Origin of the sequence: Pseudomonas sp. 14P_8.1_Bac3 (assembly GCF_025466085.1) — a bacterium.
Taxonomy (GTDB): Bacteria; Pseudomonadota; Gammaproteobacteria; order Pseudomonadales; family Pseudomonadaceae; genus Aquipseudomonas.
This window is the reverse complement of the sequence record NZ_JANLOD010000055.1, coordinates 97,518-109,909: the sequence shown is the minus strand read 5'-3', so window position 1 is coordinate 109,909 and position 12,392 is coordinate 97,518. Positions and strand designations below refer to the sequence as shown.

Annotated in this window: 16 protein-coding genes and 2 tRNA genes; 14 read left to right on the top strand and 4 right to left on the bottom strand. The window is 59.3% G+C overall.

What is annotated here, in order from left to right:
• Positions 1 to 26 precede the first annotated feature (26 nt).
• From benA to NTD84_RS18010, 4 genes are all read left to right on the top strand, one after another.
• Entirely contained in the window at positions 27 to 1,391 is a 1,365-nt protein-coding gene (gene benA, locus NTD84_RS18025) for a benzoate 1,2-dioxygenase large subunit (RefSeq protein WP_262168058.1), read from the top strand.
• The gene (benB, locus tag NTD84_RS18020; RefSeq protein WP_262168056.1) at positions 1,388 to 1,876 is read left to right on the top strand and encodes a benzoate 1,2-dioxygenase small subunit; all 489 of its coding nucleotides are present in this window, start codon (positions 1,388 to 1,390) and stop codon (positions 1,874 to 1,876) included. The genes benA and benB overlap by 4 nt, the downstream gene beginning before the upstream one ends.
• A 10-nt stretch (positions 1,877 to 1,886) precedes the next feature.
• Complete coding sequence (benC, locus tag NTD84_RS18015; RefSeq protein WP_262168054.1) at positions 1,887 to 2,900, top strand: benzoate 1,2-dioxygenase electron transfer component BenC; 1,014 nt, start codon at positions 1,887 to 1,889, stop codon at positions 2,898 to 2,900.
• A 70-nt stretch (positions 2,901 to 2,970) separates the two neighbouring features.
• Positions 2,971 to 3,744 (top strand): 1,6-dihydroxycyclohexa-2,4-diene-1-carboxylate dehydrogenase, encoded by a 774-nt coding sequence (locus tag NTD84_RS18010; protein WP_262168051.1) that lies wholly within the window; start codon positions 2,971 to 2,973, stop codon positions 3,742 to 3,744.
• Between the two features lie 15 nt (positions 3,745 to 3,759).
• Here NTD84_RS18010 and NTD84_RS18005 read toward each other — a convergent pair whose 3' ends face one another.
• Positions 3,760 to 4,122 carry an NUDIX hydrolase gene (locus NTD84_RS18005; protein ID WP_262168049.1) on the bottom strand — a complete coding sequence of 121 codons (363 nt, stop codon included), beginning with the start codon at positions 4,120 to 4,122 and terminating at the stop codon, positions 3,760 to 3,762.
• 221 nt (positions 4,123 to 4,343) lie between these two features.
• On the opposite strand from NTD84_RS18005, the gene NTD84_RS18000 reads away from it, so the two are divergent.
• Positions 4,344 to 4,547 carry a DUF2188 domain-containing protein gene (locus NTD84_RS18000; protein WP_262168047.1) on the top strand — a complete coding sequence of 68 codons (204 nt, stop codon included), beginning with the start codon at positions 4,344 to 4,346 and terminating at the stop codon, positions 4,545 to 4,547.
• A gap of 32 nt (positions 4,548 to 4,579) precedes the next feature.
• Here NTD84_RS18000 and NTD84_RS17995 read toward each other — a convergent pair whose 3' ends face one another.
• Positions 4,580 to 4,852, bottom strand: a complete 273-nt coding sequence (locus NTD84_RS17995; protein WP_262168044.1) for a hypothetical protein — start codon at positions 4,850 to 4,852, stop codon at positions 4,580 to 4,582.
• Between the two features lie 160 nt (positions 4,853 to 5,012).
• Here NTD84_RS17995 and NTD84_RS17990 point away from each other — a divergent pair, with 160 nt between their 5' ends.
• From NTD84_RS17990 to NTD84_RS17960, 7 genes are all read left to right on the top strand, one after another.
• Positions 5,013 to 5,231, top strand: a complete 219-nt coding sequence (locus NTD84_RS17990; protein WP_262168041.1) for a hypothetical protein — start codon at positions 5,013 to 5,015, stop codon at positions 5,229 to 5,231.
• A 73-nt stretch (positions 5,232 to 5,304) separates the two neighbouring features.
• Positions 5,305 to 5,640, top strand: a complete 336-nt coding sequence (locus NTD84_RS17985; protein ID WP_262168038.1) for a hypothetical protein — start codon at positions 5,305 to 5,307, stop codon at positions 5,638 to 5,640.
• Between the two features lie 200 nt (positions 5,641 to 5,840).
• A complete protein-coding gene (locus NTD84_RS17980; protein ID WP_262168036.1) occupies positions 5,841 to 7,130 on the top strand; it encodes an NAD(P)/FAD-dependent oxidoreductase in 1,290 nt (429 codons plus the stop codon).
• 26 nt (positions 7,131 to 7,156) lie between these two features.
• On the top strand, positions 7,157 to 7,711 hold the full coding sequence (locus NTD84_RS17975) for a helix-turn-helix domain-containing protein (protein WP_262168033.1): 555 nt from the start codon (positions 7,157 to 7,159) through the stop codon (positions 7,709 to 7,711).
• Positions 7,712 to 7,733: 22 nt separating this feature from the next.
• A complete protein-coding gene (locus NTD84_RS17970; protein WP_262168195.1) occupies positions 7,734 to 9,080 on the top strand; it encodes a glutamine synthetase family protein in 1,347 nt (448 codons plus the stop codon).
• Positions 9,081 to 9,498: 418 nt separating this feature from the next.
• Positions 9,499 to 9,572, top strand: a tRNA-Cys gene (locus NTD84_RS17965).
• Positions 9,573 to 9,767: 195 nt separating this feature from the next.
• Positions 9,768 to 9,854: transfer RNA gene (locus tag NTD84_RS17960), tRNA-Leu, on the top strand.
• Between the two features lie 129 nt (positions 9,855 to 9,983).
• On the opposite strand, the gene NTD84_RS17955 is transcribed toward NTD84_RS17960, so the two are convergent.
• Complete coding sequence (locus tag NTD84_RS17955; protein WP_262168030.1) at positions 9,984 to 10,682, bottom strand: SOS response-associated peptidase family protein; 699 nt, start codon at positions 10,680 to 10,682, stop codon at positions 9,984 to 9,986.
• A 275-nt stretch (positions 10,683 to 10,957) separates the two neighbouring features.
• Here NTD84_RS17955 and NTD84_RS17950 point away from each other — a divergent pair, with 275 nt between their 5' ends.
• Both NTD84_RS17950 and NTD84_RS17945 read left to right on the top strand, forming a co-directional pair.
• Positions 10,958 to 11,380 carry an RDD family protein gene (locus NTD84_RS17950; RefSeq protein WP_262168027.1) on the top strand — a complete coding sequence of 141 codons (423 nt, stop codon included), beginning with the start codon at positions 10,958 to 10,960 and terminating at the stop codon, positions 11,378 to 11,380.
• Positions 11,381 to 11,538: 158 nt separating this feature from the next.
• A complete protein-coding gene (locus NTD84_RS17945) occupies positions 11,539 to 11,967 on the top strand; it encodes a hydrogenase (protein WP_262168025.1) in 429 nt (142 codons plus the stop codon).
• 126 nt (positions 11,968 to 12,093) lie between these two features.
• Here NTD84_RS17945 and NTD84_RS17940 read toward each other — a convergent pair whose 3' ends face one another.
• A complete protein-coding gene (locus NTD84_RS17940; protein ID WP_262168022.1) occupies positions 12,094 to 12,294 on the bottom strand; it encodes a hypothetical protein in 201 nt (66 codons plus the stop codon).
• Positions 12,295 to 12,392 lie beyond the last annotated feature (98 nt).

The window sequence follows — 12,392 nt, the reverse complement described above, 5'->3', positions numbered from 1 at the left end:
TGATAAAAACAATGGAGGCGGCGGACATGTCCCTGCGACCCGAATACCTTCACTCCCTGCTCGAAGATGACAAAGAACAGGGCATCTACCGCTGTAAACGCGAGATGTTCACCGACCCGCGGCTGTTCGACCTGGAGATGGAACACATCTTCGAAGGCAACTGGCTGTACCTGGCGCACGAAAGCCAGATCCCCAACAAAAACGATTTCCACACCACCACCATGGGGCGCCAGTCGATCTTTATCGCGCGCAACAAGGACGGTGAACTCAACGCGTTCATCAACGCCTGCAGCCACCGCGGCGCGACGCTGTGCCGGCACAAGTCCGGCAACAAAAGCACCTACACCTGCCCGTTCCACGGCTGGACCTTTAACAACTCCGGCAAACTGCTCAAGGTCAAGGACCCGGCCCAGGCGGGCTACCCGGCGAGCTTCAACTGCGAAGGCTCCCATGACCTGACCAAGGTCGCGCGTTTCGAATCCTATCGCGGCTTCCTGTTTGGCAGCCTCAAGGCCGATGTTTTGCCGCTGGTTGAACACCTCGGCGAGTCGGCGAAAATCATCGACATGATCGTTGACCAGTCCGCTGACGGCCTGGAAGTGCTGCGTGGCTCATCCAGCTATATCTACGAGGGCAACTGGAAACTCACCGCCGAAAACGGTGCCGACGGATACCACGTCAGCTCGGTGCACTGGAACTACGCGGCCACCCAGAACCAGCGCAAACAACGCGAGGCTTGCGACAGCAACCCGACCATGAGTGCAGGCGGCTGGGCCAAGCAGGGCGGCGGTTTTTATTCCTTCGACAAGGGGCACATGCTGCTCTGGACCCGTTGGGCCAACCCTGAGGATCGTCCGCTGTACGAACGTCGCGATGAACTGGCTCAGGACTTCGGCCGCGCCCGCGCCGACTGGATGATCGAGAACTCGCGCAATCTGTGCCTGTACCCGAACGTGTACCTGATGGACCAGTTCAGCTCGCAGATCCGTATCGCCCGGCCGATCTCGGTCAATCGCACGGAAATCACCATCTATTGCATCGCTCCCAAAGGCGAAAGCGATCAGGCGCGTTCCAGCCGGATTCGTCAGTACGAGGATTTCTTCAACGTCAGCGGCATGGCCACGCCGGATGACCTGGAAGAGTTCCGCTCGTGCCAGACCAGCTATCAGGGCAGCGTTACTACGTGGAACGACATGTCCCGTGGTGCCGAGCACTGGATCGAAGGCCCCGACGAGGCGGCGAAAGAAATCGACCTGCAGCCACTGCTCAGCGGTGTGCGCACCGAAGACGAAGGGCTGTTCGTGCTGCAACACAAATACTGGCAGCAAACCATGCTCAAGGCGTTGGCCGCCGAACAGTCGAAACTGATCGCCGTGGAGGACGTGCAATGACCATCACCTACGACAGCGTGCGCGATTTTCTCTACCGCGAAGCGCGCTACCTCGACGATCGCCAGTGGGACCAATGGCTGGAGCTGTACGCGCCGGACGCTACCTTCTGGATGCCCTCGTGGGACGACAACGACGAGTTGACCGAAGACCCGCAGCGGGAAATTTCGCTGATCTGGTACGGCAACCGCACGGGGCTTGAAGACCGTGTCTTTCGCATCAAGACCGAACGTTCCAGCGCCACCCTGCCGGACACCCGCACCTCCCACAACATCAGCAACATCGAGCTGCTGGAACAGGCGGACGGCCTGTGCAAGGTGCGCTTCAACTGGCACACCCTGAGCTTTCGCTACAAGACCGTCGACAGCTATTTCGGCAGCAGCTTCTACACCCTCGACGTGCGCGGCGAAAACCCGCTGATCAAGGCCAAGAAAGTGATCCTGAAGAACGACTACGTTCGTCAGGTCATCGATGTTTACCATCTGTGAGGCAGCCGTCATGACTCATTCCATCGCCTTCAATTTCGAAGACGGCGTCACCCGCTTCATCGACGCCAACACCGGCGAAACCGTGGCCGATGCCGCGTACCGCCAGGGCATCAACATTCCGCTGGATTGCCGAGACGGCGCCTGCGGCACCTGCAAGTGTTTCGCTGAAGCCGGTCGTTATGACCTGGGCGATGACTACATCGAAGACGCCCTCAGCCCCGAAGAGGCCGAGCAGGGTTTTGTCCTGACCTGCCAGATGCGCGCCCAGAGCGATTGCGTGGTGCGGGTGCCGGCGTCCTCGCAAGTGTGCCGCACGCAACAGGCCAGTTATGACGCGACCATCAGCGCCGTGCGCCAGTTGTCCGACAGCACCATTGCGCTGTCGATCAAAGGCGATGCGTTGAGCCAACTGGCGTTCCTGCCGGGGCAATACGTCAACCTGGGGATTCCCGGCAGCGAGCAGACTCGCGCCTATTCATTCAGCTCGCTGCAGCGCGACGGCGAAGTCAGCTTCCTGATTCGTAACGTGCCTGGCGGCCTGATGAGCAGCTTCCTCACCGGCATGGCCAAGGCCGGCGACAGCATGCGGCTGGCCGGGCCGTTGGGCAGTTTTTATCTGCGTGACATTCGCCGACCGCTGTTGCTGCTGGCCGGCGGCACCGGGCTGGCGCCGTTCACGGCGATGCTGGAAAAGATCGCCGAACAGGGCAGCGACCATCCGCTGCACCTGATCTATGGCGTGACCCATGATTTCGACCTGGTGGAAATCGATCGACTCGAAGCCTTCGCCGCGCGCATCCCGAACTTCAGCTTCAGCGCCTGCGTGGCCAGCCCCGACAGCCAGCACCCGCTCAAGGGCTACGTGACCCAGCACATCGAGCCGAAGCATCTGAACGATGGCGACGTCGACGTCTATCTGTGCGGCCCGCCGCCGATGGTCGAAGCGGTCAGCCAGTTCATTCGCGAGCAAGGCATCGCGCCGGTGAATTTTTACTACGAGAAGTTTGCCGCCAGCGCGGCGTGAGTGCCGCGCAACGTGTGGGAGCGCGTGTCGCCTGCATTTTTCTGATTGGCCGGAATTTTTTGAGGTAGGTATGAACAGATTTCACCAAAAAGTCGCCTTGATCACCGGCGCCGCCCAAGGCATCGGGCGGCGTGTCGCCGAGCGGATGGCGGCGGAAGGGGCGCGGCTGATCCTGGTCGACCGCTCCGAACGGGTGTTCGAAGTGCAACAGCAATTAGGACAGGGCAGCCAAGTGCTGGCATTGACTGCCGACCTTGAGCAGTACGACGAATGCGACCGCGTGATGCACGCCGCTGTCGAGCGTTTCGGTCGTCTCGATATTCTCATCAACAACGTCGGCGGAACGATCTGGGCCAAACCTTTCGAGCATTACGAAGCACCACAGATGGAAGCCGAAGTGCGGCGCTCGCTGTTCCCGACGCTGTGGTGTTGCCATGCCGCGCTGCCGATCATGCTGGAGCAGGGCAGCGGCGCGATCGTCAACGTGTCGTCCATCGCCACGCGCAGTATCAATCGCGTGCCGTACGGTGCGGCGAAGGGTGGGGTCAATGCGCTGACCGCGTGCCTGGCGTTTGAAACCGCCGGGCGTGGCGTGCGGGTCAATGCGACGGCGCCGGGTGGAACGGAAGCGCCGCCGCGGGTGATTCCGCGCAACAGTGCACCGCAGAGTGAGCAGGAGAAAGTCTGGTACCAGCAAATCGTCGAGCAGACCCTCGATTCCAGCCTGATGAAACGCTACGGCACCCTGGATGAACAGGCCGCGGCCATTCTGTTCCTGGCCAGCGACGAGGCGTCCTACATCACCGGGATGATCATGCCCGTGGGCGGTGGCGATCAGGGCTGACAAAATCGCCGGACCCTACAAGCGACGCTGGAACGCCCTGACGATTCTGAGCGTGGCGTCGCTGGTGTTGAGGTTCTGCACCGCGTCCAGGGGAAACCACAGGCAGTCAAAGATCTCGTTCTGCGGGCGCGCCTCGTCGAGGTTCAGCACCGACGCCTCGTAGACGTGGTGGCGGGTGTTGCCCGCTTCCAGCTCCATCAAATACAGCAAGTCATCGACGGCGAGCCCGGTCTCTTCCTGAAGTTCGCGCATGGCCGCGTTGGCGATGGTTTCACCGCTCTCGACTTTTCCGCCGGGCAACGTCCAGCGGCATCTGGGCTTGCGCACCAGAAGAATGTGCCGATCCTGCTCGCAAATAACGGTGGCGCGTACTTTCATGCGTTACCCGACTGCTCGTCTGTCACAATTTAGTAATAAAAATGCAATATACACGCCGGAACCCGATTTTGCGGGGCTCTGGCTGGTTGGAGGTGTCGGCGCGACGGAAAGTGCAACTGAATGCGCGAAGCCTGGCACGACGTCTGGTCCGCACCGCCGGGATGAGAGGTGTAAGGTAGGCGCGTCAGTTCCGAAAATCGGTACCGAAATGGAGGTAGCTTATGAGCGTTCCGATGCTGAATAAGATGCACATGAACGGTTACGACGTACTTAGCGTGAACAACGGCCCCTGGCGGGTATGCACCAAAGGTGACCGTCTCGGGTCATTTGGCAGCCGGGAGGAGGCACTGGCGTTCGCCGCTTCGCTACCCGGCTACAAAGCCCGGGCGAAAAGACCGTCCGCTGGGCAGAAGGTCGATCAATAGCACGCTTCAAGCCCCGGTCTGCCGGGGCTTTTTCATGGGTGGGGAGAACCACCGCCGCCGCTCATCCCGCCGTGCTTGTTGCGGCTGATCATCTTGGCCTTCACTTCCTCGGCATAGCCTGCCAGCCGCTGTTCATCCCCCTGAAACAAATCGCATAGCCTGAGCACCGCCTGCGCATCCACATCGTTGCCCGCCTGGCGTAACTGGTCCGCCAGGCGCAGCAGTTCGACTGCCGACCATCGCAAGTCCGACGCAACGCTTTGCAGATCCCGCCGAAGTTCGTTTTCAGATTCGTTGAGCCACATGGCGACCTCCTGAATGTCTGCGCCAGGAAATTTTAGTCGCGAATCCCCGAGCAGGGCGTTTTGTTCGTCGGAGCAGCCTTTGGTCGGGAAGTTGAACGAGAACTGACAGAGCTGATGTCGTACTGGAGTGGTGAACTTTCGCTAGGGCGAGGCAACTTCAATGACGAACACCGATGATTTTAGATTTCACGCCCATGAGCTGATCGTTGATCTCGACGCGGCGACCACGGCGATGATGCAGCTGATTTCTGCTCATCAATTGAGCGGCCCGGAATGGGAACGGGTCAGTCAGTGGCAGCACGATGCGTATGAACGCTGGATGACGTATCTGAACACCCGGACTTATCCGGACCCGGAAGATAAAAGCGCTCCGCAATAATGAGGCTGGTTCGAGCAATGGCTGTCTGCTCGACGACGCGCTACATTGCCCTTTTTCACATTAAGGATGCGAGATGCGGACGATGATGACGGGCGTCATAGTGGCGTTATTGACCGGGTGCTCATTGCCCGCCTCATTGGTGCCCGGCGAGCCGAATTTCAGTAAATACAGCGAAAAACCGCCGAAGGCATATGCCGCCTGCCTGTTGCCGGCATGGCAGAAAGAGGTGCCGAAAGCCGCTCAGACCGGGATCTCCAATGGTTACCGGATCACGGCGCCCAGCATCATCACCGCTGACGAGATTCTGGACATCGTGAAATCCAAGGATGGCAGCCGGGTCTCGTTGTATCAGGGTCCGCCCTGGGCCAAGTCCGGCGCGTTGCGTCAGGCGGTTCGCGATTGTCTGTGAGGTTCAGTCGGTGACGTCTGTGACCGGGATCGTTTGATCATCGTTGACCGTGGCGGTGCTGCTTTTCCTTTCCCGACGACCGTCGAGCCAGTCTTGAATGTTCATCGCGAGCAAGCTCGCTCCTACAGGTTCCTTGCATCCATGAAATAACCCATGTATTTTTTCATGAAATTTCAATAATAAAATTTCATGAGGCCCGCATGTTCCAGCAATCCTCGCGACACGTCGCCAGCTATTACGCCGACACTTGTGCAGATCGTCTGGTCGAGCGGGCCGCGTTGGAGGGCGAGCAGGACACTGAGATTGTGATCATCGGCGCCGGCTTCAGTGGCTTGCACACCGCGCTGCGCCTGGCCCTGGCCGGCAAGCGGGTGACGTTGCTGGAAGCCAGTCGCGTGGCGTGGGCGGCGTCGGGGCGTAATGGCGGTCAGGCGATTCTCGGCTGGTCATGCGACATGCCACCGCTGGAGGCGGCGTTGGGTTACGAGCGCGCGCGGCGGCTATGGGACGGCATGCGTTGGGCCGCGCAGGAGTTGCGTGCGATGCCCGCGCGACACGATTTCGACTGCGACTACCGGGCCGGTCACCTCTGGACCTCGGTGCTGCCGCGCCGGGTTAGCCTGCTGACGGAGTGGCAACACGAAGCCAGCCACAAGTGGGGCCACGACGGATTGCAATTCATCCCTCGCGAGCAGTTGCCCGAGTGGGTCGCCAGTGAGCGCTATCAGGCCGGCCTGTTCGATCCGGAAGGCGGGCACCTGAATCCGCTGAAACTGGCGCTCGGCCTGGCCGCCGCCATCGAGCGTGCCGGCGGACGCATTCATGAGCAAAGCAAGGCGTTGAATTATCGCGAGGAGGGCGGCCGCTACGTGGTCACCACTGAGCGCGGACGCCTTCGCGCCGATGTGCTGGTGTTGGCGTGCAACGCGTACCTGGACCGACTGGATCCGGAACTGTCGAGTTGCGTGTTGCCGGTCGGCACCTATCAGGTGGCCACCGCGCCACTCTCGGAAGCGCAGGCGACGGCGCTGCTGCCGAGCAATGTGTGCGTGACCGACAACCAGTTCGTCCTCGATTATTTCCGCCGCACGCCGGATAACCGCTTGCTGTTCGGCGGTGGCTGCACGTACCTGGGGGGCATGCCGAAGGACATCGCCGCGGCGACGAGGCCGTTCCTCGAGCGGGTATTTCCTCAGCTCAAAGGCGTGGAGCTGGAATTCGCCTGGGGCGGGCACATCGACCTCACCCTCAAACGGACGCCGGATATCGGCCGTCGGCGCGATCTCTACTGGCTTCAGGGTTACTCCGGCCACGGCGTGCTGCCGACGTTGGCCGGGGCCCGCGCCGTGTCCGACGCGATACTCGGTCAACCGGAGGAACTGGGCTTGTATCAGGGCCTGGTCAACGGCAGATTTCCCGGTGGCAAGTACATGGCAGCGCCGCTGGAAGCCATCGGCAAGGCCTGGTATCGCTTGCGCGACAGCCTTTGAACCGCACATTTTCTGGAAGCTTTCAGATGGACATGCAAGAAGAAATCTCGGCGCTGGCGATCCTGATTCAGGACCTGCGCAAGCACAAGAAGTACACGCTCAAGGAGCTGGCGGACAAGATCGGTCGCTCGGTTGGCTTTCTGTCGCAAGTCGAGCGCGGACTCTCGCGGCCGACGGTGGCAGACCTGACTGCCATCAGTGAAACCCTCGGCGTGCCGACCACCTATTTCTACAGCTTGCCCAAACCCATGGCCTTGCCCTGGGTGACCCGGCCAGACGAGCGCCGCACGCTGTATTACGCCGACGGCATCACCGACATCCTGGTCTCGCCGAAAATGCGCGCATCGTTCTCGATGCTTGAAAGCCGGCTCGAGCCCGGCGCCAGCAGTGGTGACCGGCACATGAACGACAGCTCGGAGCAGGGCGGCTACGTGCTCGAAGGGCAACTGACCCTGTGGCTGGATGATGATCAACCGGTCACGTTGGCCGCCGGGGACAGCTTTCAGCTCGCCAGCTATACCCACTGCCGCTACGGCAATCTCTCCGATCAGCTCACCCGCGTGCTCTGGGTCTACACCTGATAAATAACAAGGAACAACAATGATGGATGATGTGTGCTCTGATCTGGTCGCTGAAGTCCGCGCGTTTCGCCAGCGTTTCCCGGATGTGCGTTATGTGGACCTGATCTCCCTGGACATTCCAGGGCATTTCTACGGCAAGCGTTATCCGATCGACATGCTCGAAAAGGTGGCGGCCGGCAGCGCGCTCAAGCTACCGCAGAACTGTGTGCTGCTGGGTACTCAGGGCGGACTGTTCAAGATTGGCGACTATTGTTTCAACGACGGCGACCCGGATGCGCCACGTCGCCTGGTGCCGGGCACGCTGAAACTCGTCAATTGGGAAAAGCAGCCACTGGGCCAGATGCTGATCACTTCCAGCGGCACCGAAAAACCGATCGTCTTCGAACCGCGGGAAGTGTTGGCGCAAGTACTGGAGCGCCTGGGCCGCAAAGGGATTTTCCCGGTGGTGGCCTTCGAGCTGGAGTTCTATCTGTTCGACCGCCAGTTGCGCGACGGCTTGCCGCAGTTTGCGCGGGACCCGCTGACCGACGATGCGGACGATCAACCGAACATGCATATTGAACGGCTGACGCGGTTTGCGCCGGTGCTCGATGAAATGGTCGAGACCGCGCGTGCGCAGGGCATTGATGCCACGGTAATCACCGCCGAGCTGGGCCCGGGGCAGTTCGAGATCAACTTCGGCCACCTCGATGACGGCCTGCGTGCCGCTGACTGGGCCGCGTTGTTCTGCCGCAGTACCCGCGGCGTAGCGATGAAACACAACTACCGCGCCAGTTTCATGGCCAAGCCTTACCTGCAACACCCCGGCAGCGGCATGCACGTGCATGTGAGCCTGTATGACGAAGCGGGCAACAACCTATTGGCGGCGAACGGCCAACACGCGCTGCGCCATGCGGTGGCCGGTTGCCTTGAAGTGCTGCCCCATTGCATGCCGATCTTCGCGCCGAACCACAACGCCATGCGCCGCTTGAGCGGCACCGTCAACGTCGCGACGCGCGCCAGTTGGGGCTTCGAAGATCGGGATGCGTGCCTGCGCGTGCCGGAGTCCGACGCGAAGAATCTGCGGATCGAACATCGCCTCGCCAGCGCGGATGCCAACCCATATCTGGTGCTGGCGGCGATTCTGGTGGGGCTGGAACAAGGAGTGGAAGCGGGGCGCGAACCGATCGCAGCGCTCAACGAAGATCGCAGCAGCGGTGTCGACTTCCCGCTTGAAATGCTGGAGGCCGTACGATCCATGGAAAGTCATGCGCAATTGCGCGAAGGCCTGGGCGCTGAATTCGTCAACGTGTACTGCGAAAACAAGCGCCAGGATCATCTGGCCTTTCTGCAAGACATCAGTGCCCGGGAATATCGCTGGTATCTGTAGGTCACCGCTGGTCGCCCCGCAGCCTTAGAAAATGTGTGGATATTTAATGGGTTAGAACGCTTAGTAACCGGACGGTGAGTTAAAATATCTTGTTACACGGCGAAATATTCCGTAATATCCGCGCCGCGTTCACCACCACGGTTTATGCATTTTTAAATCCCGGGCGTCCATCAGCTGCCCGGGATTTTTTTTGCCTGTACCGGGCAGACGCCTGCGCAAGCGCCTGTAAACGCTTAAAGCGGCGAGCAGAATTTTTTTTGAAATCAAGGGGTTGTCAGCCTCGGGAAATCAGTACATAATTCACGCCATCGAAAGCACTGATCGCTGAAAAAGCTCAATGTTTTCAAGGAGTTAGATCTCGAATCTACTCCAAGTTTGTACGCGTTTGGTGTTGTGCTACATGACATCAGATGTTTGAGGCCGAGTAGCAAAATGGTTATGCAGCGGATTGCAAATCCGCCTACGCCGGTTCGATTCCGACCTCGGCCTCCACTTTAAACAAGCTCCGTAGATCGATGATTTACGGAGCTTTTTTATTGGCATTGCCCTGCAAGATTTAGTCTTGAAAAGGGGAGTTGCAAACTTGCTTCACCGGGACGGGATGTATATATTTCGTCCTCTGTTGCACAGGCGTCAGAACTGACAGATGCACATTTGCCAGCCTCTGGACTGCTTGACCGCGCTACCGCCCGAATGGCGAAACTGGTAGACGCATGGGACTTAAAATCCCCCGCTCGTAAGGGCGTGCCGGTTCGATTCCGGCTTCGGGCACCATTTAAAATCAAGGGTTTGCGGGCGAAAGCTGATGCAAACCCTTGTTTGTTTCTGGGTCGCAATTTTGAAGTTGGTCCGCAATCCAGGTCAGTTGGATAGAGGATTAATCAAAACCTTCAGCTCGCAGATCTAAAACAGGCCTTCTTGCGCCATAGGCTCGATGACTTCCGGGCCGTCATTCTTCTTCGCATTGCCAACGGCATAGCCGACCCTGAACCATTCGAACGCCTCGGTGGGTTCGCCTTGGTGCAGCGCCATTTGTTCGGCGCGTTCTCTGGGTGTGGCCGGGTCGAGCCATTCACGTGCGAGCTCTGGCGACAGCGTCACCGGGCGCCGGTCGTGAATATCCACCATGCCGCCGGCGCTATCTGCGGTGATGATCACGAAGCCGTCATGCTCGCCTTGTTCCTGCTCGTCGTTCGGGTACTGACCAATCGCAGCACACAGGATAGGCGACCGGTCCCGCCGGCGGATCAGGTAGGGCTGCTTCTTCGGGCCACCTTCGTCCACCCATTCAAACCAATTGTTGAGCGCGATGATTGCCCGGTGTGGCCAGATCGCGCGGTAGAACGGGCCGTGAGCGACTTTCTCTACTCGCGCGTTGACGGGTGCTGCACGATCCTTCGCCCAGTGCGGCCGCCATCCCCAGCGAACCATGTCTGCGTGCAGGTATTCGCCCTCCTGATGGAAAAGGGCGAGCTGAGTCGACGGTGCGGCGTTGTAGCGCTCAAGCGGCCGGTCACCCGCGTTGTTCACCAGCGCGTTGGGCATGCCCAGCGCTGCAACGAAATCGTGAATGCCGTCGTACTGGGAGAGTCGTCCGCACATCGCGTTGTTCTCCTCGGGTGATTCACTGTGGACCGATGAGTGCTGGCTTCGTTATAACGCTTTGCCGGCGCAGGTTGAACAGTCAATTGCGCTGGCCAACGTGATCGAGGCTGTTCGGGGAAATCCGGCCGCGGTCCTCATGCCCGTGGGGAAGCCCATGTTGGGTAACGATGCCGGTCGTGAAGCGGGAATGGCCGCTCTTGTTAGCGTGAGCTAAATGTTTTCCGGGCAGTGCCGATAGTCTCTGATCCCATATATCAGCGGAGCAGCAGTGCATGGACGTAAGCAATACCCAAGTCGAGTATCAGAAGCCGAAAAACCTGGCCGGTCTGGGGCGTCGGTGGGGCGGGCAAATGATTGACTCCCTGATGACGGTCTTTCTGTTTTTCTTCGTAGGGCGATCAGCCGATTTTGTTGGCTTACCCTCTGATATGGTTGGCGCGCTCGCTGTCGGCTCAGGCGTCGCTTACTACCTGTTTTCCGACGCAATGCCCAACGGTCAAAGCCTTGGCAAAAAATTGTTGGGCATGTCCGTGATTGATGAACGCAGTTACCTCAGCTGTAATCTTTATCAATCGTTCATGCGAAACATCACGACGCCGTTCCTGAGTATTTTTGACTGGATATTCATTTTTTTCGGCTCACGGAAACGCTTGGGCGACATGCTCGCGTCGACGATCGTGATCCGCTCCAAATAAAACTGCCGCCTTCGGGCGGTTTTTTATTGTCTGGAGAAGGGAAATCTTCAGGTGAATGATGTCGGCGAGAGCAGGGCGCTAACCGGCCTGTTGCAGAACGATCTAGAGTTGGTGTCAGGGGGCATTAACTTTCAGTCAATCGCGGGAGGTGCGTGGCCATGGTCGACACTCGTCGCAGGCTGCTCTGGCATGGCCTGTTTTTGTTGCTCCTCGGTCTTTGCACGGGGCTGATTGAACAACAATTCAGCAACCCGCGCATGGGCCTGGCCGCACACCTTGAGGGGGTGATGAACGGCATCTTACTACTCGCCATTGGCTCGGTGTGGACGGAGATACAGCTTTCTCCCCGCAAAAAGACCATAGCGTACTGGGGCGTTCTGTACGGCACTTATGCAAATTGGGGGGTGACGACACTGGCTGCCATTCTCGGGACAACGGCCATGTCGCCATTCACTGGCGCAGGACAGGCGGCCAAGCCCTGGCAGGAGAATTTGGTAACGGCGGGATTTGCCAGCGTCGGCGTCGCTATCATTGTTGCTGCGCTGCTCCTGCTCTGGGGCTTGCGCCAACTGCCGCCGACTCGGTAATGGCCTGCAAGATTCTTCCCCTGCACAAAAGCTTCATCGAAGGAGCGATGTCGCGCCGTGCGCATCCGATCTTACGATTCAAGGGTTTGCGAGCGAGAGCCGACGTAAACCCTTGTGTGTTTTCGGTCAGTACTTGTCGTTTTTCCAGGCATTGCGCCGCTCGATGCCTGAAGGGTTTCCCGAGTCCACCAGCCTTCTCTCCACCAATACGTTTTGCAAGGCCTGCCGGGCGGCGGGGTCCAGCTGATGCTCTCGTTCCTTGAGCTCCAACAGGATCGGGCTGGACCAGGCGCGGTACGTCTTTTCTGCCATATGAATCGGGGTCATCTATTCCTCCTTGATCAGCTGCGCACATGAGGGGCGGCTTGATTCCGATGAGATAGAAACCCTAGTTGAAGAAATGACTTATCGCTATCCGCTGGGCA

Bases quoted from the DNA above. Each gene is read 5' to 3' on its own strand.
- NTD84_RS18010 (WP_262168051.1), top strand. From the start codon at position 2,971: ATGAACAGATTTCACCAAAAAGTCGCCTTGATCACCGGCGCCGCCCAA.
- NTD84_RS17990 (WP_262168041.1), top strand. From the start codon at position 5,013: ATGACGAACACCGATGATTTTAGATTTCACGCCCATGAGCTGATCGTT.
- NTD84_RS17985 (WP_262168038.1), top strand. From the start codon at position 5,305: ATGCGGACGATGATGACGGGCGTCATAGTGGCGTTATTGACCGGGTGC.
- NTD84_RS17955 (WP_262168030.1), bottom strand. From the start codon at position 10,682: ATGTGCGGACGACTCTCCCAGTACGACGGCATTCACGATTTCGTTGCA.
- NTD84_RS17970 (WP_262168195.1), top strand. From the start codon at position 7,734: ATGGATGATGTGTGCTCTGATCTGGTCGCTGAAGTCCGCGCGTTTCGC.
- NTD84_RS17995 (WP_262168044.1), bottom strand. From the start codon at position 4,852: ATGTGGCTCAACGAATCTGAAAACGAACTTCGGCGGGATCTGCAAAGC.
- NTD84_RS17975 (WP_262168033.1), top strand. From the start codon at position 7,157: ATGGACATGCAAGAAGAAATCTCGGCGCTGGCGATCCTGATTCAGGAC.
- NTD84_RS17945 (WP_262168025.1), top strand. From the start codon at position 11,539: ATGGTCGACACTCGTCGCAGGCTGCTCTGGCATGGCCTGTTTTTGTTG.
- benB (WP_262168056.1), top strand. From the start codon at position 1,388: ATGACCATCACCTACGACAGCGTGCGCGATTTTCTCTACCGCGAAGCG.
- NTD84_RS17950 (WP_262168027.1), top strand. From the start codon at position 10,958: ATGGACGTAAGCAATACCCAAGTCGAGTATCAGAAGCCGAAAAACCTG.
- NTD84_RS18000 (WP_262168047.1), top strand. From the start codon at position 4,344: ATGAGCGTTCCGATGCTGAATAAGATGCACATGAACGGTTACGACGTA.
- NTD84_RS17940 (WP_262168022.1), bottom strand. From the start codon at position 12,294: ATGACCCCGATTCATATGGCAGAAAAGACGTACCGCGCCTGGTCCAGC.
- benA (WP_262168058.1), top strand. From the start codon at position 27: ATGTCCCTGCGACCCGAATACCTTCACTCCCTGCTCGAAGATGACAAA.
- NTD84_RS18005 (WP_262168049.1), bottom strand. From the start codon at position 4,122: ATGAAAGTACGCGCCACCGTTATTTGCGAGCAGGATCGGCACATTCTT.
- benC (WP_262168054.1), top strand. From the start codon at position 1,887: ATGACTCATTCCATCGCCTTCAATTTCGAAGACGGCGTCACCCGCTTC.
- NTD84_RS17980 (WP_262168036.1), top strand. From the start codon at position 5,841: ATGTTCCAGCAATCCTCGCGACACGTCGCCAGCTATTACGCCGACACT.